We start from the raw sequence: 22,457 nt of genomic DNA, 5'->3' as shown, positions 1-22,457 counted from the left end.
TTTTACACGTGAATCAATCGCTTTACAGCAAGTATATCCATGTCCGGCTACACGAAAGCCTTCATTAATCAGCCTCTAACGTCTCAATAGCCGCTGCAGCCAATTTTTCTTTTCACCAATACGAATCGTTCCGCTTATTTTTTTTGCTTCGAGCAAGGATTGAAACAAGATATTATCTTGCAGCAGCAACTGGTTAATCACCAACAGCCGTTTAATGATGCGTAGCTTCTTTTCATTTGCCGCCTGTTTCTCGTCAGTTTCCGCGACAGCAAGGCGGGTATAATCCCTTTGAATGATTTTCATCAGTTCGTATTGCTGTGTCAGTAAATAATTAATTTGTTTGATCTCTTGAGGAGTCACAGAAATTTGTGCATTCGAAGGAGCCAAGCCATTCAATGCAGCTACATAGTCTTGCATATCTAACATAAAAATATGATTTGCCTTACTGGCCATCAATTTTTTTTCATTTACTAGATAGTCAATCAAGGCGCCTAATCGCGCATTGGATTCACTTAATTCTTGTATCTCACGCTTCAATTTTTCCATGATCTTGAATCCTTCCCCCCATCTTAATTCTAGTCTATCGTTTTTTGAGGGTCAGAACAATCAAAGAGATTCATTTAATCTAAATAAAATGAATTTTTTAAATAAAATCCTGCATTTGAGTTAAATTCAAAAAAAGAACCCTCACTAGGAGAGTTCTTTCACGAAAATTTATGCTTTGTAATCGTAAGCTGTCACAATAATTTCTTTCAGCTCGCTGATCAATGGTTCTTTTGGATTTGCTGTTGTACATTGGTCTTCGTAAGCCAGTTCAGCCATACGATCAACCGTCGTATTCAATGTTTCTTGAGTCACGCCTTGTGCTTTCAAGTTCATGTCGATTCCAACAGTCACCCCTAAGTTGTACACTGCTTCAATCAATGCCTCTACTAATTCTGCATTGGTATTGCCTTTAAGTCCTAAGAACTTAGCGATATCAGCATAATCAGCATCTGCACGGAAGTAGTCATATTTAGGGAACATCGCGTGTTTTTGCGGATCTTTCGCATTGTAACGGATGATATGCGGTAATAGAATCGCATTGGTACGTCCGTGAGGAATGCCGTATTCTCCACCGATCTTATGAGCGATTGAGTGACAAATTCCTAAGAAAGCATTGGCGAAGGCCATCCCTGCCATTGCAGAAGCATTATGCATTTTTTCGCGGGCTTCTGGGTCTGCTGTTTTAACAGATGTTTCAAGGTTGTCAAAGACCATCTTGATTGCTTGTAAGCTCAAGCCGCGAGTATAATCAGAAGCCATAACAGACACGTATGATTCAATCGCGTGAGTCAATACGTCCATCCCAGTATCAGCAGTTACAGAAGCTGGTACGGTCATAACGAATTGTGGGTCAACGATTGCTACGTCTGGTGTCAACGCGTAGTCTGCTAATGGGTATTTCACGTGTGTTTCGCTATCAGTGATAACGGCAAATGGTGTCACTTCAGAACCTGTACCAGAAGTTGTTGGGATACATACGAACTGAGTTTTTTCAGGTTTGCCGATATTATACGTCCGTTTACGAATATCTAAGAATTTTTGTTTTGCGCCGAAGAATGAAGTGTCTGGGTGTTCAAAGAACATCCACATGCCTTTCGCCGCATCCATCGCAGAACCGCCACCTAAAGCGATAACTGTATCTGGTTGGAAATCATTGAATATTTCTAAGCCTTTATAAACTGTGTTGGTTGAAGGATTTGGCTCAACATCAGAGAAAACTTCGATTTTCACATCATTTGTCCGACGTCCAAGAACTTCGCGAACGATATCCGCATAGCCAAATTGAACCATGCCAGGGTCACAAACTAACATGACACGTTCAACATTTTCCATTTGGGTCAAATACAATAGAGAGTTCTTTTCGAAGTAGATTTTTGATGGTAGCTTAAACCATTGCATATTATTTCTCCGTTTCGCTATAGTTTTAACATTGATTAAGTTAATAGCAGATACGTTTTTAGATACAGAGTTCTTCCCGTATGAACCACAACCAAGAGTCAATGATGGGATCATTTCATTGTAAATGTCACCGATACCGCCTTCTGCAGATGGTGAATTAACTAAAATACGGCAAGCTTTCATACGCAACCCAAATTTCACTTGTAAATCTTCATCTTCTGTATGAATAACTGCTGTATGGCCTAATCCGCCTAACTCAAGCATACCTTGGCAAAGATCGAAACCGTGTTGGTGATCATTTGCTTTGATCATCGCTAAAACTGGAGAAAGTTTTTCACGAGATAATGGATAATCTGCACCGACACCATCTAATTCAGCGATTAGAATTTTTGTGCCAGCGGGAACTTTGATTCCTGCACGTTGCGCAATATCTTCAGCTGAATGACCAACGATTGCAGGATTTACTGCATATTTGCCTTCGTTCATGACAGCGTCTTCTAATTTTTTCAATTCATTTTTCTTCACAACATAAACTTGATGTGCTTGGAATTCTGCTTTTACATCTTCGTAGACTTCTTTGTCTACAATAACAGCTTGTTCAGAAGCACAGATCATACCGTTGTCAAAAGATTTTGAAACGATTAAGTCGTTGACCGCACGTTTGATTTTCGCTGTTTTTTCAATGTATGAAGGAACGTTTCCCGCACCAACACCTAAAGCTGGTTTACCAGTAGAGTAAGCTGATTTAACCATGCCTGGTCCGCCTGTCGCAAGAACGATGGCTACACCTGGGTGATTCATTAACATTGATGTTGCGTCGATCGATGGTTTTTCGATCCATTGGATACAATTTTCAGGAGCGCCTGCCGCGATTGCCGCGTCACGAACGATACGCGCAGCTTCAGCAGAACATTTTTGAGCGCTTGGATGGAAAGCAAATACAATTGGATTTCCTGTTTTTAAGGCGATCATTGATTTGAAGATTGTTGTAGATGTTGGGTTTGTTGTCGGTGTTACGCCACAAACAACGCCGACAGGTCCAGCAACTTCGATTAAGCCTTTTTGTTTATCTTCGCCAATCACGCCAACAGTTTTATCATTCTTAATGCTGTTCCAGATGTATTCTGAAGCGTACATATTTTTGATTGCTTTATCTTCGACGATCCCGCGGCCGGTTTCTTCAACGGCCATTTTCGCTAACATCATGTGTTTGTCTAATGCTGCCATTGCCATTTCGTGAACGATATGGTCAACTTTTTCTTGATCGAAGTCTTCCATTTCTTTCAACGCAACATTTGCTTTTGCTGCTAATTCATCAATCACTTGTTCAACGCTGACTGCGTCTTTTTCCTTTTCAATCGCTTTAGCCATGTGTATCCTCCTAAAAATTTTTGTGTTCTTTTTCACATAGACATCATACAACACCCTTGAGAGTTTGTAAATAGTTTTTGTGATTTTTTTCACACCAGCTTTTTTTATTATCAAATGCGATGAACACAGCCCGTCTATAACATATGCTTTTTTTAGAGATTATAGTATTGAGTTTCTAATAAAAGAACTTTTTTCACAATTATCTTCAGGGTTAACAAAACAATCCACAAAAAAAGAGTGGAACAATAAATGCTCCACTCTCCAAACGGATACTTCGTTTATTCTTTATCTTCAGGTTTTTCTTCAACAACTGTTTCTTGCGGCTCAGTTACTTCAGGTTCTACCACTTCTGGTCCAACTGGCGTTGTCGCCGGACGAACATTGGCTGTTACGGTTCTGATTGATGCACGATCAAAGACTAGATAAATGCCTTCACAGTCTAAAGTAACAGTCTTATCATTCGTATTAATTTCATGGATCACACCGTGTAATCCACCGATCGTTACGACATCGTCGCCAACTTTCATCGCATCCAAGACGTTTTGGCGTTCTTGTTGTTGTTTCTTTTGAGAACGGTTCATCATGAAGAACATTCCCAGCATTACTACGATCAAGATGATCATTGAAAAGCTTCCCATTTTATATTTCCCCTCGCATTCTTAGTAAATCCACTTCTAACTGTAACAAAATTTCTAAAGTTTCACTAGCTTTTTTATTCAGACTTTAGAAACTTTTTGCGTTTTGTTTATTAAATCCATATTCTTCAAAGAAGGCTTGGCGGAATTCTAATAAATTATCATCCATGATTGCTTGACGAACTTGCTTCATCAAATTGATTAAGAAATATAGATTATGATAAGAAGTTAGACGAATACCAAAGGTTTCATCACAATGGATCAAGTGACGAATGTAAGCACGAGTATAATTACGACACGTGTAGCAATCACATTTTTCATCTAATGGACGAAAATCATAAGCATATTTCGCGTTCTTAACAACTAAGCGCCCTGCTGACGTCATACATGTACCGTTACGAGCGATCCGCGTCGGCAATACGCAATCAAACATATCCACGCCACGAATCACGCCGTCGATTAATGAATCTGCAGCGCCCACACCCATCAAATAGCGGGGCTTGTTTTCTGGAATCAATGGTGTCGTAAATTCTAGCACCCGATTCATTTCTGCTTTTGGTTCACCGACAGAAAGTCCGCCGATAGAATAGCCAGGGAAATCCATGCTGACAAGATCCTTGGCGCTTTGACGACGCAAGTCTTCAAAACCAGCACCTTGAATGATCCCGAATAATCCTTGCGTTGTTGGGTTAGCGTGCGCTTTTAGTCCACGTTCTGCCCAACGTGAGGTCCGTTCCACTGATTTTTTCACATAGTCATAGCTTTCATCAAATGGCGGGCATTCATCAAAGCTCATCATGATGTCAGAACCTAATTTATTTTGGATATCGATCGCTTTTTCTGGTGATAAGAACATCTTCGAACCGTTCAAATGGTTTTTGAAATGAACGCCCTCTTCAACGATATTCCGCATATCCGCTAATGAGAACACTTGGAAGCCACCGGAGTCCGTCAAGATTGGTTGATCCCAGTTCATGAACTTGTGCAAGCCGCCCGCTTCCGCAACAAGATCTTCTCCAGGCCGTAACCATAAATGATAGGTATTGCTTAAAATAATGCCGGCACCCATCTCTTTTAAATCTTCTGGTGACATTGTTTTAACCGTTGCCAATGTGCCTACTGGCATGAACATTGGCGTCGGAAACGTTCCATGAGGAGTGATAATCTCTCCCAAACGTGCGCCTGTATGTTTTTCTTTCTTTATTAAACGATAAGAAATGGCAGGTTCAGTCATTCAATTTCCTACTTTCTTCTATATGTATTGTGTATGTATTAGTCTGCAACTTGTACCATAATAATGGTTTTATAGTCGTTTTGCAACTTTCCTTCCAGACTTTAACGCTTCTTATAGAAATCATGTTCATAACCACACAAAACAAATTTTTTTTATTTAATTTTCCACATTTTCCTATTTTAATAAGAACAAACTTTTCTTTTTCCCAGAGTGCTTGAACGAACAAAATAAGCAATCCCATGCTTTTACTCGAAAAAACATAACTAATAAAAAAACTTTAGATGAATTATCACTTAAAACACGTTAAAAAGAGCTTAATGTGAAGAAAATACTTATCTAAGGAAAGCGTTTACAGTTACAATATTAACATTTATGATGAAGTAGTAAAAAAATATTAGGAGGGAAACAATGGTTAAAGCGACTGAGAAAAAAACAGAACCAATCGATGTTGACGGCGTAATCAATGATCTGGCAACGAAGGGAAACGACGCGTTAAAGGTGTTAGCAAAATTCGAGCAGGCAAAAGTGGATCAGATTGTTCACGAAATGGCAATGGCCGCATTAGACAAGCACATGTTATTAGCAAAAATGGCCGTAGAAGAGACCGGCCGTGGAATCGTTGAAGACAAAGCGATCAAGAATATGTATGCCTCTGAGTATATTTGGAACAATATCAAAGACAATAAGACCGCTGGCGTAATTCATGAAGACAAGCAAAAACATCTGATTCAAATCGCTGAACCAGTGGGTGTGATCTGTGGTGTGACACCTACGACCAATCCCACCTCAACAACGATTTTCAAGGCTCTGATCGCTTTAAAAACACGTAATCCAATCATTTTCGCCTTCCATCCAAGCGCGCAAAAATGCTCTGCCGAAGCAGCACGGATCATCCGTGACGCGGCGATTGCAGCCGGTGCACCGGAAAATTGTATCCAATGGATCGAGCAACCTTCCCTTGAAGCTACCCAAGGCTTGATGAATCATCCTGGTGTAGCGATTGTTTTAGCAACTGGCGGTGGTGCAATGGTGAAAGCTGCCTATTCAACTGGAAAGCCCGCCCTCGGCGTTGGTCCTGGAAATGTCCCCGCCTACATCGAAAAAACCGCCAATATCAAACGCGCAGTCAATGACCTACTTGTGTCTAAAACTTTCGACAGCGGCATGATCTGCGCTTCCGAACAAGCAGTCATCGTCGATAAAGAGATTTATGAAACGGTCAAAAAAGAATTTCAAGCGCATCAAGTTTACTTCGTTAAGAAAAATGAGTTGAGACAATTGGAAGCGGTCGTTATGAATGAAGGCAAATATGCTGTTAATCCGAAGATCGTTGGCTTCTCTGCAAAAGCAATTGCTGATCTCGCAGGGATCGGTGTTCCAAATGGGACCAAAATGTTAGTAGCAGAATTAGACGGTGTGGGGCCTGACTACCCGCTGTCTCGCGAAAAGCTTTCACCAGTCTTGGCAATGATCAAATCAAATTCGACTGAGCATGGTTTTGACTTATCTGAGGCAATGTTAGAGCTAGGTGGTTTAGGGCATACGGCGGTTATTCATTCAGAAGATGAAGAAGCACAATTAGAATTCAGTTTGCGCATGAAGGCTTGTCGCATCTTAATCAATTCACCTTCTTCGGAAGGCGGAATCGGCGATATTTACAACGAATTGATCCCATCATTAACGCTTGGCTGCGGTTCTTACGGGAAAAACTCAGTTTCTCACAACGTATCAGCCCTTGACTTAATCAACATTAAAACGGTAGCGAAACGGAGAAAAAACATGCAATGGTTTAAACTTCCACCAAAGATCTATTTTGAAAAGAACTCTTTGTTGTATTTGACCCAAATGGAGAATGTGGAACGGGTCATGCTAGTTTGTGATCCTGGGATGGTACAGTTCGGCTACGCGGATATCGTGCGAGAAGCATTAAGCAGACGGAAAAACGATGTCAAAATCGAAGTCTTCTCAGATGTGGAACCAAACCCATCCACCAATACGATCTATAAAGGATTGGAAATGTTTGTAAACTTCCAACCTGACACGATCATTGCCTTAGGCGGCGGATCAGCGATGGATGCAGCAAAAGGCATGTGGATGTTCTTTGAACACCCAGACACGTCCTTCTTCGGCGCAAAACAAAAATTCTTGGATATCCGTAAGCGGACTTACGGGATCGAAGCACCAGAAAAAACTCAGCTGGTCTGTATTCCGACAACTTCAGGAACCGGTGCCGAAGTAACCCCATTTGCAGTTATCACAGATAGCGAAACTCACGTGAAATACCCATTAGCTGACTATGCCCTGACGCCAAATGTCGCGATCATCGACCCGCAATTTGTTTTAACATTGCCAAAATCAATCGCAGCCGATACCGGGATGGATGTCTTGACTCACGCGATCGAATCTTATGTCTCCGTTATGGCCTCTGATTATACTCGCGGCTTGAGCTTGCAGGCGATTCAGATTGTCTTTGACTACTTGGAAAAATCGGTTAAAGACGGCGATGAAGAATCGCGGGAGAAGATGCATAACGCTTCTGCGATGGCCGGGATGGCCTTTGCCAATGCCTTCTTGGGAATTTGTCATTCGATCGCTCATAAGATCGGCGGTGAATATGGGATTCCTCATGGTCGGACAAATGCGATTCTCTTGCCTCATATCATTCGCTACAATGCGAAAGATCCGCAAAAACATGCGATGTTCCCTAAATATGATTATTTCCGGGCACATACTGATTACGCAGACATTGCGAAGTTCTTAGGGTTAAAGGGCAAGACTACCGAAGAATTAGTTGAAGCTTTAGCTTCAGCTATTTATGAGCTAGGTACGTCGATCGGCATCGATATGAGTCTCAAAGCGCAAGGCGTAACGCAAGAGACACTAGATTCCACAGTTGACCGGATGGCGGAGCTTGCTTATGAGGATCAATGTACCACCGCGAATCCAAAAGAACCGCTGATCAGCGAATTGAAAGAGATCATCATCACTAGCTACGATTATAAAGCGTAATCCGGTAGAGCCGTTTTACTCCTAAGCAGTGTTCGCTTCACTGCAAAAAAGCCTCCGATGAAAACAATCATCGAAGGCTTTTTTAGCTCTGCTTGTGGCAATTCAATAAAATATGATTCAACTGCTTAAATATTTTCTGGATCAATTTCTGGTGCTTTGTGGAATTTGATCAATTCATTGACGATGATCGGTACAATCGAAAGTAAGATTGAGATCACCCAATGGTTCATACTAATAGGTACCAGATAGAACAATTCTTGTGTCTGAGGAACTAGCGCGATGACTGTCGTGATTCCAATCGCTAACCAGGCCATTTGAGCCAACGATTTATTTGTAGCCAAGTCCACTCTGAAAATCGATTTCGCACTACGCACATTAAAAACGTGTAAAATCGATGAATACGCTAAAACTAAGAAGGCGACGGTTTGACCGACTTCCAAACTTGGTGGGGTGAAATAGCTGACGTGGTCAACGAACGCTCCCACATAAAATCCAATCAAAGTGACGACGGTAAAGACCGCGGCATTCAATCCAATTTTTTGCCATAAACCGCGAGCAAAGATCCCTTCATTTCGAGGAATTGGTTTTTCATCCATAATTCCTGCTTCCGCCGGTTCACGGCCTAGTGCGAAGCCTGGTAAGCCATCTGCTACAACGTTTACGAACAACAATTGAACAGCGGTAAACGGGGCTCCCCAGCCTAACAACATCGCAATCACTACGATAAAAATCTCCGAAATGTTACAGCTCAAAAGGAAATTGATCGCCTTACGAATCCCTTGATAAACGGAACGTCCTCGAGCTACCGCATCAACGATCGTCGCGAAGTTATCATCGGTCAAAATCATATCCGCTGCACCTTTAGCAACATCCGTCCCCGTAATTCCCATCGCACAACCAACATCACTGGCTTTCAAAGCGGGGGCATCATTGACACCATCTCCGGTCATTGCCACAACGGCACCTGTCCGCTGCCATGATTTAACAATTCGAATCTTGTCTTCTGGTGTTACTCGCGCATAAACAGAAAGGTCTTTCACCTTTTCATCCAACTCTTCATCGGTCATTTTTTGTAACTGCGCGCCAGAAAGTGCTTCTTTGCGACTCTTCATGATTCCAAGTTCTTTGGCGATAGCTCCAGCTGTTACGACATGGTCGCCAGTGATCATCACCGTTTTGATTCCCGCTTTTTTGGCACGGGCAATCGCAGCTTTTGATTCTGGACGAGGCGGATCGATCATCCCGATCAAGCCCATCAGACGTAAATCTTTCTCTAACGCTTCTGACGTAATTTCTTTTGGTTCTTCATCATGAATCGCATAACCAACAGCGATTACTCGTAACGCTTTTTTTCCGAAGCGATCATTTACGATTGCCGCCTGGTCAACATCACCATAATGAAATTTGGGCAACAGTACATCAAAGGCCCCTTTAGTAATTGAGATGAATTTTTTCCCGCGTTTATGTACGGTAGTCATCATTTTTCGTTCAGAGTCAAACGGAATCTCACCGATTCGCGGATACTTCTCTTCAAGCTCTGACTTAGTGTGATAGTTTTCTTCCACAGCTCGAACAATCGCCGCTTCAGTCGGATTTCCTTTGATTTCTAATTCATTATCATCATTTTCTACAACGACATCGGTACAAAGAGCCGCCGTGCTTAAAACTTCCATCGCCTCTTCGGTCATACCTTCTTCTGTATCAACAACAGAATCACCATGAGTCCAGACACGGCGTACCCGCATTTTGTTTTGTGTTAAGGTTCCGGTTTTATCGGAACAAATGACATTGGCTGAACCAAGGGTTTCAACCGCTGGCAACTTGCGAATAATAGCATTTTTCTTCGCCATTTTTTGCACACCAAAAGCCAAGGTTAATGTCACGATGACCGTCAATGTTTCCGGCACTGCTGCTACTGCTAATGAGATCGCAGTGATAAACATGTCCAACATCGGTTCGCCTTGCATTTCACCAATGAAAAACACAAAAGCCGCAGCTGCCAAAGCGATCAAACTGATCCGTTTGCCTAAATGATTTAATCGTTTTTGCAGAGGTGTTTTTTGCGTTTCATCACTATTTAATAACCCGGCAATTTTCCCCATCTCGGTCTTCATACCGGTTTCCGTAACGATTGCCTTACCACGACCGTTTACAACTGTGGAGCCTTTGTACAGCATATTCAGACGATCGCCCAATGCTTCGTCCTCTTCACCAATATAATCGGCATCCTTCATGACCGGCTCGCTCTCGCCTGTCAACGCAGATTCTTCCACTCGCATTTGCGAAGCTTCCACGATACGGGCATCAGCAGTAATCAGTGAACCTGATTCCAAAAGCAACGTATCCCCTGGAACTAATTCTTCAGCATCAATCTCTTGCTGTTTGCCATCACGTAAGACAGTTGCTGATTGCTTGTTCATGTCTTGTAACGCAGATAATGCTTTTTCGGCGTTACCTTCTTGTACAATTGCTAAAACTGAATTGATCACTACAATCGCAATAATCAAAAAACTCTCAAAATAATCGCCGTGGTCCGTAGCAATCGCCGTGTAAAGTGAGATAACTGCTGCAACAAGTAAAATAATTGTCGTGAAATCGGTCAAACTATGGAAGAATTTTTTCGCTACCGATTCCTTCGGTGCATCTTCAAATTTGTTTTTGCCGTTATTTTTTAATTTTTCTTCAACTTTTTTTTCTGTCAAACCATTATCTAAATCAGCTTCATATTCCTTAATCACAGTATCTGCTGTCTCTTTGTAGGATTCCATCCTATTCCTCCTCTTGTTATAAAAAAACTACCTATATTATTACTATAACACAGAAAAGGCGGCTAACTCAAAGTATACAACTCGTTTTTTGTCAAAAAGAAACAAATCAAATATATCAAAATAACCAAGCGTAATCGCTTCCATAAAGTAATGGTTTATGCTATATTATAGATACAAGGAAGGAGGAACTTAGATCATTCGAAGGATTTCTCGATAAGTAAGTAGAAAAAAATAAACACTAAAAATTGTTAGTAATACAAGATTCACCGAAAAGTTGTCAAAAGTATGCGTGTGAAGTATTTCCTTATAAATAGTGAATGCGTATCACAGGTTGAGTAACACTATCAAACACACAAGTAAAAAGATACGTAATTGAGAAAAAAGTTTCTTAAAACTGAATAAAAGTGAAAACGTAATAAGAACAAACATTTATGTTTATAGTCAAGAAATTCATGTAATACTTTGCATGTATCATAAAGTAATATAAAATTCGAATGAACTAATCCTTCCGAAATTCTAAGAGCCAGGCTTATCGAGAGCCTGGCTTTTTTTTGCGAGTTCCTCTTCGCGTTTTTAACGCGATTAGTGGAATCGTATGCGTGTGAAAATTTCGGATTTTTTTGGGTTTTAAAAAAATACTTCTAATTAATTTGAGTAGCTGTCAGTTTTTCTTCCTGCTTTAGCTGGTTAGAAAAATGATAGTCATACGAAGATTTTGTATTTTTTAGGATGACACTTCCACATAAAAAAGCCAGCGAATTTCTTCGCTGGCTTTACTGATATTATTTTACAAACATCGCATCGCCAAAGCTGAAGAAGCGATAACGTTCTTCGATTGCATGGTGATAGGCTGCTAATGTTTCTTCCCGACCCGCAAATGCACTAACTAACATTACTAAGGTTGATTTAGGCAAGTGGAAATTGGTTGAAAAAGCTTGAACGACTTTAAATTCATACCCAGGGGTAATAAAGATATCGGTCCAACCGCTATCGGCTTTGATCTCGCCATTGAATTTAGTACCGATGGTTTCCAATGTACGGATCGATGTCGTTCCTACTGCGACGATTTTCCCGCCATTATTACGGACGTCATTCAATTGAGCAGCGGCTTCTTCAGTTAAACGATAAAATTCGCTGTGCATTTGATGTTCAGCGATATTATCGACACTGACTGGACGGAAGGTCCCTAGCCCGACGTGTAAGGTTAAATAAACCAGTTTCACACCTTTAGCCGCGATTTTTTCTAGCAGTTCCGGCGTAAAATGCAAACCAGCCGTTGGTGCAGCGGCTGATCCGTTTTCTTTAGCGTAGACGGTTTGATAGCGTTCTGGATCTTCCAGCCGTTCTTTGATGTAAGGCGGTAAAGGCATTTCTCCTAAGGATTCTAGATTTTCTAAAAAGATTCCTTCGTAAGAAAATTCTACGATTCGACCGCCGTGTTCTAATTCTTGTTTGACTTCCGCTTTTAACCGACCATCACCAAAAACAATTTGCGTACCAACCTTAGCACGACGAGCAGGCTTGATTAATGTCTCCCATTCGTCCCCTTGCGTATTGTTTAACAGCAAGACTTCTAAGTGACCGCCAGTCTCAGGTTTTTCTCCATACAATCGAGCAGGTAGTACCCGCGTATCGTTCATAACTAGGGCGTCACCGGCATTCAATTCATCAATGATCGCATCGAAATGCTTGTCCTCTATTTTCCCCGTTTGATGATCCAAAACTAATAAACGCGAGCTGTCGCGTTTTTCGAGAGGCGTTTGAGCAATTAATTCTTCAGGTAAATCAAAATCAAAATCTTCAGTTGTTAACATAGCTTCTCCTCTTTTCCTCGGCTATTCTACCATGCAGAAGATTTCTTGAAAAGCCAAGTAGTAGCCTCAAAACAAAAAAACGCGTATACTTACTAAAAATAAGTTAACTTCAGGAGGACAAACGATGCCATACTTTCATCATGTTTCCTTACTTACACAAAACCGGCAAGAAAATCTTACCTTCTACACGCAGCTTTTAGGTCTGCGTTTTGTCAAAAATACTGTCAATCAAGAAAATACCCGCATGCTTCATTATTATTATGGTGACTATCAAGGTAGCCCTGGCTCAGTCATCACTTTTTTTATCGTGCCGCATCTTGGTCAGCGACGGGATGAAGCTCACTATCTAGCAGAAATTGGGTTGAATGTCCCGAAAGATAGTCTAGACTTTTGGCAACAGCGTTTTGAAACACAAGGCATTGCTGTAGAAAGAAAACCGACAGTGCTTAAAGTCCAAGATCCGGATCAAGTCAGCCTGACTTTTTATGAGACAAACCAAGCAGCTCCAGCAAAGGAATTGATCGTCAACAATGAGATCCCGGTCGATAAACAAATTTTGGGCTTAGCTGATATTAATTTCTATGTCCCTGATCCACAAAAAACGGCGGACTTTTTTAAACAGCTGCTAGGTTGGTCGACTAAAAATCAAACGATTCAACTAAGTTCAAATGAAAAAATCACTCTTACTGCAACAGCTGCTAACGAAAAGACTCGGATGGGCCGTGGCAGTATTGATCACGTCGCCTTTGCGGTGAAGGATGATGAAGCGTTGGATTTACTTTATAAAAAAGCCCGCCAACAAAAGTGGCAAATCGAAAAAATTATTTCTCGTGGCTACTTCAAAAGTCTCTATATTCGCGAACCTGGCGGAAATCGAGTAGAGTTCGCCACAGAAAGCCCTGGCTTTACGATTGATGAACCTTTGGAACATTTAGGTGAACAGCTGGCCTTGCCACCTTTTCTGGCCGATCAACGTGCCTCGATTGAAGAAAAGCTCTATTCAGAAAAATAATCAGAATGTTAACAGTTTTTCAAGCATGCTTGGAAAACTGTTTTTTTTCTCCCCTCAAAAACATCAATTATTAGGAATAAGATAGCGAAAACAAATCTAATCCTGTTCTTTTTTAATTTAACAATTCTTTTTACAGCGCTTTATTTGCGCTTTCAATGAGCCTGTCATTTGCTTTTTTATCATTCTTTGTAGCATACTAAAATTATAAGTCTGTTAAATTTTTTACATTTAGGAGTGAAAAAATGATTGAATTTGACCACGTTTCTAAAATTTATAATGGAAACAAAGTAGCTGTAGAGGATGTTAACCTCTCCTTTGATAAAGGAGAATTCATTTGTTTGATTGGTACTAGTGGTAGTGGAAAAACAACAACGATGCGGATGATCAACCGCATGATCGATCCAACCAAAGGCACGATCACCATCAATGGAGAAGATATCCAAAAGAAAAATCCGGTAGAATTACGGCGCCAAATTGGTTACGTCATCCAAAATATCGGCTTGATGCCGCACATGACAATTCGTGAGAACATCACTTTGGTTCAACGGCTATTGAAAGTCGATAAGGAAGAACAAAATAAAACGGCTGAAAAAATGATCGACCTGGTTGAACTACCGCGGGACATGCTGGATCGTTATCCGCATGAATTATCTGGTGGACAACAACAACGGATCGGTGTTGTTCGTGCGCTCGCTGCCGATCAAGATGTCATCTTGATGGATGAGCCTTTTGGTGCACTTGATCCAATCACCCGTGATTCGTTGCAAGATTTAGTGAAAGATTTACAAGAACGTTTAGGCAAAACGATTGTCTTTGTGACCCATGATATGGATGAAGCTTTGAAACTGGCCAACCGGATCGCCATTATGGACAATGGGAAAGTCATTCAATTTGATACACCGGAAAATATTTTACAAAAACCGGCGAATGAATTTGTTGAGGAATTACTCGGTGAGGATCGCTTACTGCAAGCCAAACCGGATACTACTACCGTAGGTGAGATCATGATGAACACAGCGATCTCAATCACACCGGAAAAAAGTTTACAGAATGCGATTCGTTTGATGCGTGAAAAACGGGTTGATACGTTGCTGATCGTAGATGAAGACAATGTCTTAAAAGGCTTTGTAGATATCGAGACGATCGATCGTGAACGCCGCCGTGGCAAAGCGACGAGCATTGGCGATATCATCAATCCAAATGTTTTTTATGTGAAAGAATCCGCCTTAGTCCGCGATAGCTTGCAACGTATTTTGAAACGGGGCGTAAAATATGTGCCCGTCGTAGACGACAAGAAACATCTTGTCGGTATTTTGACGCGGGTCTCATTAGTAGACATTATTTACGATGTGCTGTGGGGCGAAGAAGAGACATTTGGCGATGCTGCTGAAAATATCGTATCCAGTGAGGAGGCGTAAAGTATGCAAGCTTTTATTAATCAATACGGTGGACAAATCCTTACTAAAAGCACGGAACATTTGTATATTTCTGCCGTGGCTTTAGGCCTTGGGATTTTAGTCGCTGTACCTTTGGGTGTCCTACTGACGCGTCTACCAAAAATCGCTAGTTTTGTAATTGGCGTTGCCAGCGTTTTACAAACGGTGCCCTCATTGGCCTTACTGGCTTTGATGATCCCACTTTTAGGAGTCGGGAAAGTCCCTGCGATTGTCGCTTTGTTCATCTATTCCCTACTGCCAATTCTGCGAAACACCTATATTGGGATGAAAGGCGTCGATCGCAACTATGTTGATGTCGCTAAAGGGATGGGCATGACCAATCTACAATCAATTTTTTCGGTTGAATTACCAATTGCGATTCCAACGATCATGGCAGGGATTCGACTGGCGGCCGTTTACGTAATCGCTTGGGCAACCTTGGCTTCTTATATTGGAGCCGGTGGACTTGGTGATATGATCTTCAGTGGGTTGAATAATTTCCAACCGCCGTTGATCTTTGCGGGAACGATCCCGGTAGTCATCATCGCCTTAGTCGTCGATTTCTTATTAGGTCTGCTGGAAGTTCGTATGACGCCAGCGGCATTACGGAAGGAGGAATAAGCTATGGGTAAGAAAATGAAAACCTTGATCCTGCTTGGCGTCTCATTACTTTTCCTAAGCAGCTGTTCCTTCCCAGGATTAGCTACCAATGATGATGAAGACACCATCGCCGTTACTGGCGGGATCACCTCAGAAATGCAGATTCTCGGTAGTATCGTGGCGGGTATGGTAGAACATTATACGGATAAAAACACGACCGTGATCAATAACCTAGCTACCAATATGATCAATCATCAAGCGATGTTGAAAAAAGATGCTTCGATCTCATCCGCTCGTTACACAGGGACCGACTTGTCCTCAATCTTGCAATTGCCTGCTGAAAAAGATCCAGACAAAGCTTTCAAGATCGTTCATGATCAATTTGAAAAACGCTTCGATCAAACGTGGTTCCCTTCTTATGGCTTTGACAATACTTATGTCTTTTTAGTTCGTAAGGATACCGCTGAAAAATACAATTTGAAAAAAGTCAGTGACTTAAAACAAGTAGCTGGCGAATTAAAGGCCGGCGTAGATACTTCATGGATCACTCGTAAAGGGGATGGCTATGAAGGATTCAAAGAAGCTTACGGATTTGAATTTTCTTCTATTCTACCGATGCAGATCAGTCTCGTTTACGATGCTTTATCCGCTGGTAAAATGGATATCGTTTTAGGCTATTCAACCGATGGACGGATCGCCAGCTACGATCTTGTGATGCTGGAAGATGATTTACATTTCTTCCCACCCTATGACGCAGCACCGATCGTTTCCAATGAGCTGTTGAAATCTGACCCTAAAGTCAAAGACGCGTTGGACCGCTTAGCCGGAACCATCGATACCGAGCAAATGCAAAAACTGAATTATAAAGCCGATAATGATCTCGTTGAACCTGAGATCGTCGCAGAAGATTTTCTAAAAGAACATAACTATTTCGAAGGGAAGTGACCGAAGTGGAAAATCTAAACACCTTTCAACAATTTATTCAATATTTTCAAACGAATGGCAGTATCGTTTTCCAACAATTTATTCGCCACTTTCTCATCTCGATCTATGGTGTAATCTTTGCGGCGATCGTCGCGATTCCAGTGGGGATCTTCATCGCCCGCCATTCAAAACTAGCCAACTGGGTGATCCGCTTAGCAAATATCATCCAAACGATCCCTTCATTAGCCATGATTTCTGTCTTGATGATCGGTATGGGCCTCGGCGTCAACGTTGTAATCTTGACCGTCTTCTTGTATTCCCTATTACCAATCATCAAAAACACCTATACAGGCATGCGCCAAGTCGATAAAAACGCATTAGATGTGGGGACCGGCATGGGGATGACAAATTGGCAACGGCTGTACATGATTGAACTTCCCTTATCCGTTTCTGTCATTATGGCAGGGATTCGGAATGCGTTAGTCGTTGCGATTGGAATTACCGCTATTGGTGCCTTCGTCGGTGCCGGTGGATTGGGAGATATTATTATCCGAGGGACCAACGCTACCGATGGGACGGCAATCATTTTAGCCGGAGCGTTACCGACCGCCTTAATGGCGATCGTCACCGATTGGATCTTAAGTATCGTGGAACGGAAATTAGATCCCGCAACAAAAACCAGTAAGTAAGAAAAAAAGGGTGTGACAGAAGCTACTTCTGTCACACCCTTTATACGTGAAAAGGAGCTGAGACAAATTAATGTCCCAGCTCCTTTTTTTATTTCTTCAAATGGTAGTTATAGGTACTAATGATAATATCGTCGCGATATGACAGACGGAAACGTAAACGTAACGCAGTCTGGTTATGGAGCGATCGTTTCCAAGTTCTGTTCGGAACAAATTCTGGAATCAAAACAGTCGTCGTATAATTGTGCTCACGAGCGTTCTTACTTACCCGGTCGACGTAACGACTAACAGGATTAACAATCGAGCGATAAGGTGAACGAACGACAGAGAAACGAACATCGGGGAATTTCTCGCGGAACTCCCGGCGAATTTCTTTTTCCTTCTCTTCATTTTCTTCTAAAGAAACGTGCATTGCGATCACATAATCTCCGATTGAGCGAGCATAATTGATAGCCCCGATATTTACTTGGGTCACATTTCCGACCAAAACGATCACGGTATTTCCATCATAATCGTGCAATTCCACCTCATCAGCCAGACGCAACTGCTCCGCCACATTTTTGTAATGACCATGGACCTTATAAAAAGCATAGATCAAAATCGGCATGATAATGAAGAAAGGCCAAATATCAAGTAAACGATAAGCAAATAGAATTACCACAATGGCAAAAGAAATCAAGGCGCCGATAATATTCGCAATCGATTTTCTAAACCAATGAGGGCCTTCTTTGCGCCATTTTAAGACCATTCCCGTTTGCGATAACGTAAAAGGAATAAACACTCCGACTGAATACAATGGAATCAAACGCTCCGTCGAACCTTGGAAAATCAGCAACAAAATGATTGAACCTAAAGCTAAGGTAATGATCCCATTAGAATAACCTAGCCGGTCGCCGCGATCTTGGTAACGGTGAGGTAAAAATTTATCTTTGGCTAAATTATAAGCTAAGACTGGAAAAGCCGAGAAGCCGGTATTGGCAGCGACGGCTAAAATCAATGCGGTCACGAATTGCAATACATAATACATGATCCCCTTGCCAAACACGGCTTCACCAACTTGTGATAAGACCGTCACTTTAGCTGTGGGAACAACGCCGACCCAATAGCTTAAAAAGGTAATTCCACTAAAGAAGAAACCTAGAATTAAGCCCATCATGGCTAGAGTTCCCGCCGCATTTTTAGCCCGCGGTTTTTTAAAGAACGGAACGGCATTACTGATTGCTTCTACACCGGTTAATGAAGAAGAACCAGATGAGAAGGCCCGTAGCAGTAACGCGATCGTCACACCCGGTACTACAGCTCCTACTTGTGCTGTTGCGTGCATCGGTGCTGCACCAGTTAAGATTTTTACAAAGCCAACGACAATCAAAATCGTGATGACTGCAATAAAACTGTAGACCGGTGTCATTAACAGTCCCGCGCTTTCACGTAAGCCTCGTAAATTCATCAGCATCAATAATAAGACAATAATGACAGAAATCAAAACGCGATGATGATACAAGGCTGGGATGGCGGAAGCAATCGCTTCTGCACCAGCTGAGACCGATACAGCCACCGTCAGCATATAATCGACTAGGAGCGAGCCCCCGGCGATCAAACCAGCGTTCTTTCCTAAATTCTCACTACTAACGACATAAGCGCCGCCGCCATGAGGGTACGCATGAATAATTTGACGATAAGACAAAATCAATGACGTCAATAATACTAAAACGACAACTGCGATTGGCAATGAATACCAGATAGCTGCCGCGGACAACGTCACTAGAACGACGACGATCTGTTCTGTCCCATAAGCAACTGAAGACAACGCGTCTGATGAAAGCATCGCCAAAGCCGCAAAACGTGATAGATTTTGATCATCATTTTCCGACGACTTCAGTGGCCGACCGACCAGCAAGCGTTTAAGATAATCCACAAGACTCACTCCTTATTCTAACTAATGTAATTTCATTCAAATATTATGTTCGATCCTAATACGATCTATTCGCGCTTATCCTTTTTCATAAGCGAATAACTAGTCGTTCAAAAAAATACAAACAAGCGAAATATTACTCGTCCTCAATCTAAATGTCAATGGTTTTTTCAAAGTCTTTTCATAACCTAAGTAAAACATGAAAACAGGCAAAACAACAGTAATACGCTGTTGTTTTGCCTGTTGATTTTTAATGGAAAATTTTACTTTCATGAGCGACTTTCGTCAGCTTCGTCAAATGCGGTTGTAGCAATGGATAAGCCCACGTGCCTAAGATACCGAAGACGATGAATAATACGATCATGATGATGATATCTTGACTGGCGTTTGGCCAATAGATCCCACCGGCACTCTCACGTAATAAATTCACCGCATGGGTAAACGGCAGCCATGGATTGACCGCTTGGAAGAATTTCCCAGAGACTTGGATCGGATAATTCCCACCACCACCTGAGATAGATAGAACCAAGATAATGATTGCGATCCCTTTGCCGACTGTCCCAAAGAGCGCTACTAGCGCGTAGACGATCATCATAAAGGCCAAGGCCACTAAGACAGCGAATAACACACTATAGACCGGATTCTTCACGTAGACACCTAATAAGAACATATTCCCAAGAGTTACGATCAGCGCTTGTCCAACGCTGACGGTTAGGTAAGTCAACATCCGCGCACCAAATTGTTCCCGTTTGGTATATTTGCCGCGGTCTTTTTTATCTAAGACAAACTCCGTCGTCGTGACACTAGAGAACAACACTGCACCTACCCATAAACAAAGGGCGGTGTAAAACGGCGTGCTAGCAGATCCGTTATTGGCGATTGGATACATCGTGTTGGTTTGTAATTCCACTGGAGTCGTAAAGAAATCACTTTCCTTTTGAGCATCCAGTTTCAATAATTTCAATACTTGACCGAAATCAATCGTCTTGTCACCTTCTCCGATTGCTTTCGCCGCTTTTTGAATCCCACTACGTAAAGTTGGATAATCATTTTTGATTAAATCGGTCGCAAGATTCAAGGCTTGTTCAACTTCCGGCAGTTTATCATTAGCTACCTTCAAGCCACCAGTTAAATCTTGTTTGACTCCAGGCCAATCATTTTGCATGAAGTTCGCTGCTAAGCCCAATTTTTGTTCAACGACTGGCAATTCATTGTTGTAAAGGTCCACCCCTGTATTGATTCCATTCACAATCTCATTCATGTGACCATTTAGCAACGTATTCGCGTCATGAACTTCTTGACCGATCGCTGGCATTTGTTTTTGGTACTTCTCTAAGAAAGTAATGGCGTTGCTGACGGTTCCTTCCGTTGAATTCAGCAAGGCAGCAAAATCAATTTGCTGTGCTTGATTCAACACACCCTGAGCTGTTGTAATGGTGTTGATTAATCTATCAAGGATTGTGCTGACAGTTCCCGATACTTGTTCCACATTAATTTTAGAAATAGCCGCATTCACCTGATTGGCTACTTCATCAATACCGTTTAAAAGTTCCTTTGCCTCATCCAAATTATTATTCTGGACAGCATTATTTATTTCACCAAAGTGCTGGCTCAAACTAGTCAATACATTATTAAGGTCTCCCAATTGACTGATAATTGTATTAAGAGAATTGACAGCTTCTGTATTCCCGTTGTCTTCCGCGACCTTTTTTAGATCTTCGATAAATCCAACTAATTGTTTGATGGCATCTTGTTGCTTCGCTATATTTGTTTGAAAATCATTGATTAAGTTCTCAATATTTTGTTTGTCCGTGTCTGTCAATTCATTTTTATCTAATAACTCTCGTAGGTTCCCAGTGATTGATTCAGTCGTCTCTGCCACTTGCCCAATCGACTGCAAGGTGACTTGCACACTGCTTGAAATACTTGGAACGGCTGCTTTTAATTTTTCAGCGCCGTCTTTGGTAGTACCCGCCAAATCGTTGGCTTGGCTGCCTAGTTTTTGGATATCCGGTAAAACCGTTTGGACTTGATGAATAATGTTTAGCCCTTGTTTGGCTTCGTTGATCCCGTCATTCATCGTCTTCTCAATCGAAGCAAAATCACTATCGACTTGAGCCAACTGATTGCCGGCTTGTTGGATCTCTGGGATCTTTTGTTGCAAGGTCAAAATGACGCTGGCCTGCTTTTTGATCTCAGGCATTTTTTGATTTAAAGTAATCAGCTTTTGACCCATCTCATCAACTTGCGGCAAGTATTTTTCAAATTCGTTCGCCTTCGCTAGTTTTTCCTTTAGCTCAGGCATCTTACCTTGAACTGCTACGACTTCTTGGGTGTACTTATCGATTTCGCCTAAATTGTCGTTGGTCGTCAAAATCAAATTCTTGACCTTGTTGATACTAACTAGATTGGCGTCAATGTCGTAGCCAATCTCGTTGAAGACTTTCAATAAAGTCGAGCTGGCGGTCTTGATAAATTCTTGACTGATCTCTTGTTGGATCGAGCCGGCGCCTTTATCAGTAATCTTCGGAGCGATCGCGTTGATTTTTTGATTCAAATAATATTCGATCTTCGGTTTCTTGATATCTCCGGAAGTAAAGCTTAGTAAATCTTTGGAAAATTCTTTAGGCAAATAAATTCCCGCATAATATTTTCCTGAGCGGACACCGTCAACGACTTGTTTCTTCGAGTCAACGAAACGCCAGCCTAATTGTTTGTTTTCATGGAGATTTTTAACGACTTCTTTCCCGATTTCCACGTCTTTGTCTTGGAACTTCGCCCCCGCATCGGCACTATAGACCGCGATTGGCAGTTCTCCCGTATTTGAATACGGGTCCCACAACGCTTTGATATTAAACCAAGCATAAAGTGAGGGAATGATGACTAACGCAGCCATCAGAAAAATGGCGATCGGATTTTTGAAAATTCGTCGCCAATCTAGTCGATACAGAGTCCATGTATTTTTAAGGGATTGTAAAACTTTCATTGATTTCACCTACTATTTTTTCTCGCTGAACTAATGTAGCACGGAATTTCGGCTAATTTCAATTCTGATGGGTATCTGAAATCACCTTTTTTGACATTCCTATCGATTTGTCATAATTGTATCCCT

General features: G+C 41.7%; 14 protein-coding genes. 6 read left to right on the top strand and 8 right to left on the bottom strand.

All coding sequences use genetic code 11. The features are described from left to right. Positions 1–75: 75 nt before the first annotated feature. The 4 genes from IGI54_RS01090 to tgt all read right to left on the bottom strand — a co-directional run bounded on the left by IGI54_RS01090 (position 76) and on the right by tgt (position 5,184). Complete coding sequence (locus tag IGI54_RS01090; RefSeq protein ID WP_313630752.1) at positions 76–546, bottom strand: hypothetical protein; 471 nt, start codon at positions 544–546, stop codon at positions 76–78. 168 nt (positions 547–714) lie between these two features. After that, a complete protein-coding gene (gene adhE, locus IGI54_RS01085; RefSeq protein WP_071861658.1) occupies positions 715–3,315 on the bottom strand; it encodes a bifunctional acetaldehyde-CoA/alcohol dehydrogenase in 2,601 nt (866 codons plus the stop codon). Between the two features lie 278 nt (positions 3,316–3,593). Beyond that, a complete protein-coding gene (gene yajC / locus IGI54_RS01080; RefSeq protein ID WP_071861659.1) occupies positions 3,594–3,953 on the bottom strand; it encodes a preprotein translocase subunit YajC in 360 nt (119 codons plus the stop codon). Between the two features lie 85 nt (positions 3,954–4,038). Further along, positions 4,039–5,184: a tRNA guanosine(34) transglycosylase Tgt gene (tgt, locus tag IGI54_RS01075; RefSeq protein WP_430620891.1), complete on the bottom strand. Its 1,146-nt coding sequence runs from the start codon at positions 5,182–5,184 to the stop codon at positions 4,039–4,041. Between the two features lie 408 nt (positions 5,185–5,592). On the opposite strand from tgt, the gene adhE (IGI54_RS01070) reads away from it, so the two are divergent. Beyond that, the gene (adhE, locus tag IGI54_RS01070) at positions 5,593–8,193 is read left to right on the top strand and encodes a bifunctional acetaldehyde-CoA/alcohol dehydrogenase (protein ID WP_430620890.1); all 2,601 of its coding nucleotides are present in this window, start codon (positions 5,593–5,595) and stop codon (positions 8,191–8,193) included. A gap of 125 nt (positions 8,194–8,318) precedes the next feature. On the opposite strand, the gene IGI54_RS01065 is transcribed toward adhE (IGI54_RS01070), so the two are convergent. Both IGI54_RS01065 and queA read right to left on the bottom strand, forming a co-directional pair. Beyond that, complete coding sequence (locus IGI54_RS01065) at positions 8,319–10,961, bottom strand: cation-translocating P-type ATPase (RefSeq protein WP_071861662.1); 2,643 nt, start codon at positions 10,959–10,961, stop codon at positions 8,319–8,321. A 782-nt stretch (positions 10,962–11,743) separates the two neighbouring features. Beyond that, the gene (gene queA / locus IGI54_RS01060; protein ID WP_430620889.1) at positions 11,744–12,775 is read right to left on the bottom strand and encodes a tRNA preQ1(34) S-adenosylmethionine ribosyltransferase-isomerase QueA; all 1,032 of its coding nucleotides are present in this window, start codon (positions 12,773–12,775) and stop codon (positions 11,744–11,746) included. Positions 12,776–12,899: 124 nt separating this feature from the next. Here queA and IGI54_RS01055 point away from each other — a divergent pair, with 124 nt between their 5' ends. The 5 genes from IGI54_RS01055 to IGI54_RS01035 all read left to right on the top strand — a co-directional run bounded on the left by IGI54_RS01055 (position 12,900) and on the right by IGI54_RS01035 (position 17,436). Then, positions 12,900–13,787: a VOC family protein gene (locus IGI54_RS01055; protein WP_430620888.1), complete on the top strand. Its 888-nt coding sequence runs from the start codon at positions 12,900–12,902 to the stop codon at positions 13,785–13,787. A 242-nt stretch (positions 13,788–14,029) separates the two neighbouring features. Continuing rightward, positions 14,030–15,205 carry a betaine/proline/choline family ABC transporter ATP-binding protein gene (locus IGI54_RS01050; protein ID WP_071861665.1) on the top strand — a complete coding sequence of 392 codons (1,176 nt, stop codon included), beginning with the start codon at positions 14,030–14,032 and terminating at the stop codon, positions 15,203–15,205. A gap of 3 nt (positions 15,206–15,208) precedes the next feature. Next, on the top strand, positions 15,209–15,844 hold the full coding sequence (locus IGI54_RS01045) for an ABC transporter permease (protein WP_430620887.1): 636 nt from the start codon (positions 15,209–15,211) through the stop codon (positions 15,842–15,844). A gap of 3 nt (positions 15,845–15,847) precedes the next feature. Then, positions 15,848–16,768, top strand: coding sequence for an osmoprotectant ABC transporter substrate-binding protein (locus IGI54_RS01040; protein WP_430620886.1), 921 nt, complete (start codon positions 15,848–15,850; stop codon positions 16,766–16,768). A gap of 5 nt (positions 16,769–16,773) precedes the next feature. After that, on the top strand, positions 16,774–17,436 hold the full coding sequence (locus IGI54_RS01035) for an ABC transporter permease (RefSeq protein WP_376716827.1): 663 nt from the start codon (positions 16,774–16,776) through the stop codon (positions 17,434–17,436). A gap of 88 nt (positions 17,437–17,524) precedes the next feature. Here IGI54_RS01035 and IGI54_RS01030 read toward each other — a convergent pair whose 3' ends face one another. Together IGI54_RS01030 and IGI54_RS01025 are read right to left on the bottom strand one after the other, a co-directional pair. Then, a complete protein-coding gene (locus IGI54_RS01030) occupies positions 17,525–19,348 on the bottom strand; it encodes an APC family permease (protein ID WP_071861669.1) in 1,824 nt (607 codons plus the stop codon). Between the two features lie 247 nt (positions 19,349–19,595). Beyond that, positions 19,596–22,331 (bottom strand): YhgE/Pip family protein, encoded by a 2,736-nt coding sequence (locus tag IGI54_RS01025; protein WP_430620885.1) that lies wholly within the window; start codon positions 22,329–22,331, stop codon positions 19,596–19,598. Positions 22,332–22,457: the final 126 nt, after the last annotated feature.

It is taken from the genome of Enterococcus sp. DIV0800 (genome assembly GCF_050559735.1).
GTDB lineage: Bacteria > Bacillota > Bacilli > Lactobacillales > Enterococcaceae > Enterococcus_A > Enterococcus_A devriesei.
Note: the sequence above shows the minus strand (reverse complement) of the source record. Positions and strands in the feature narration are given on the sequence as shown.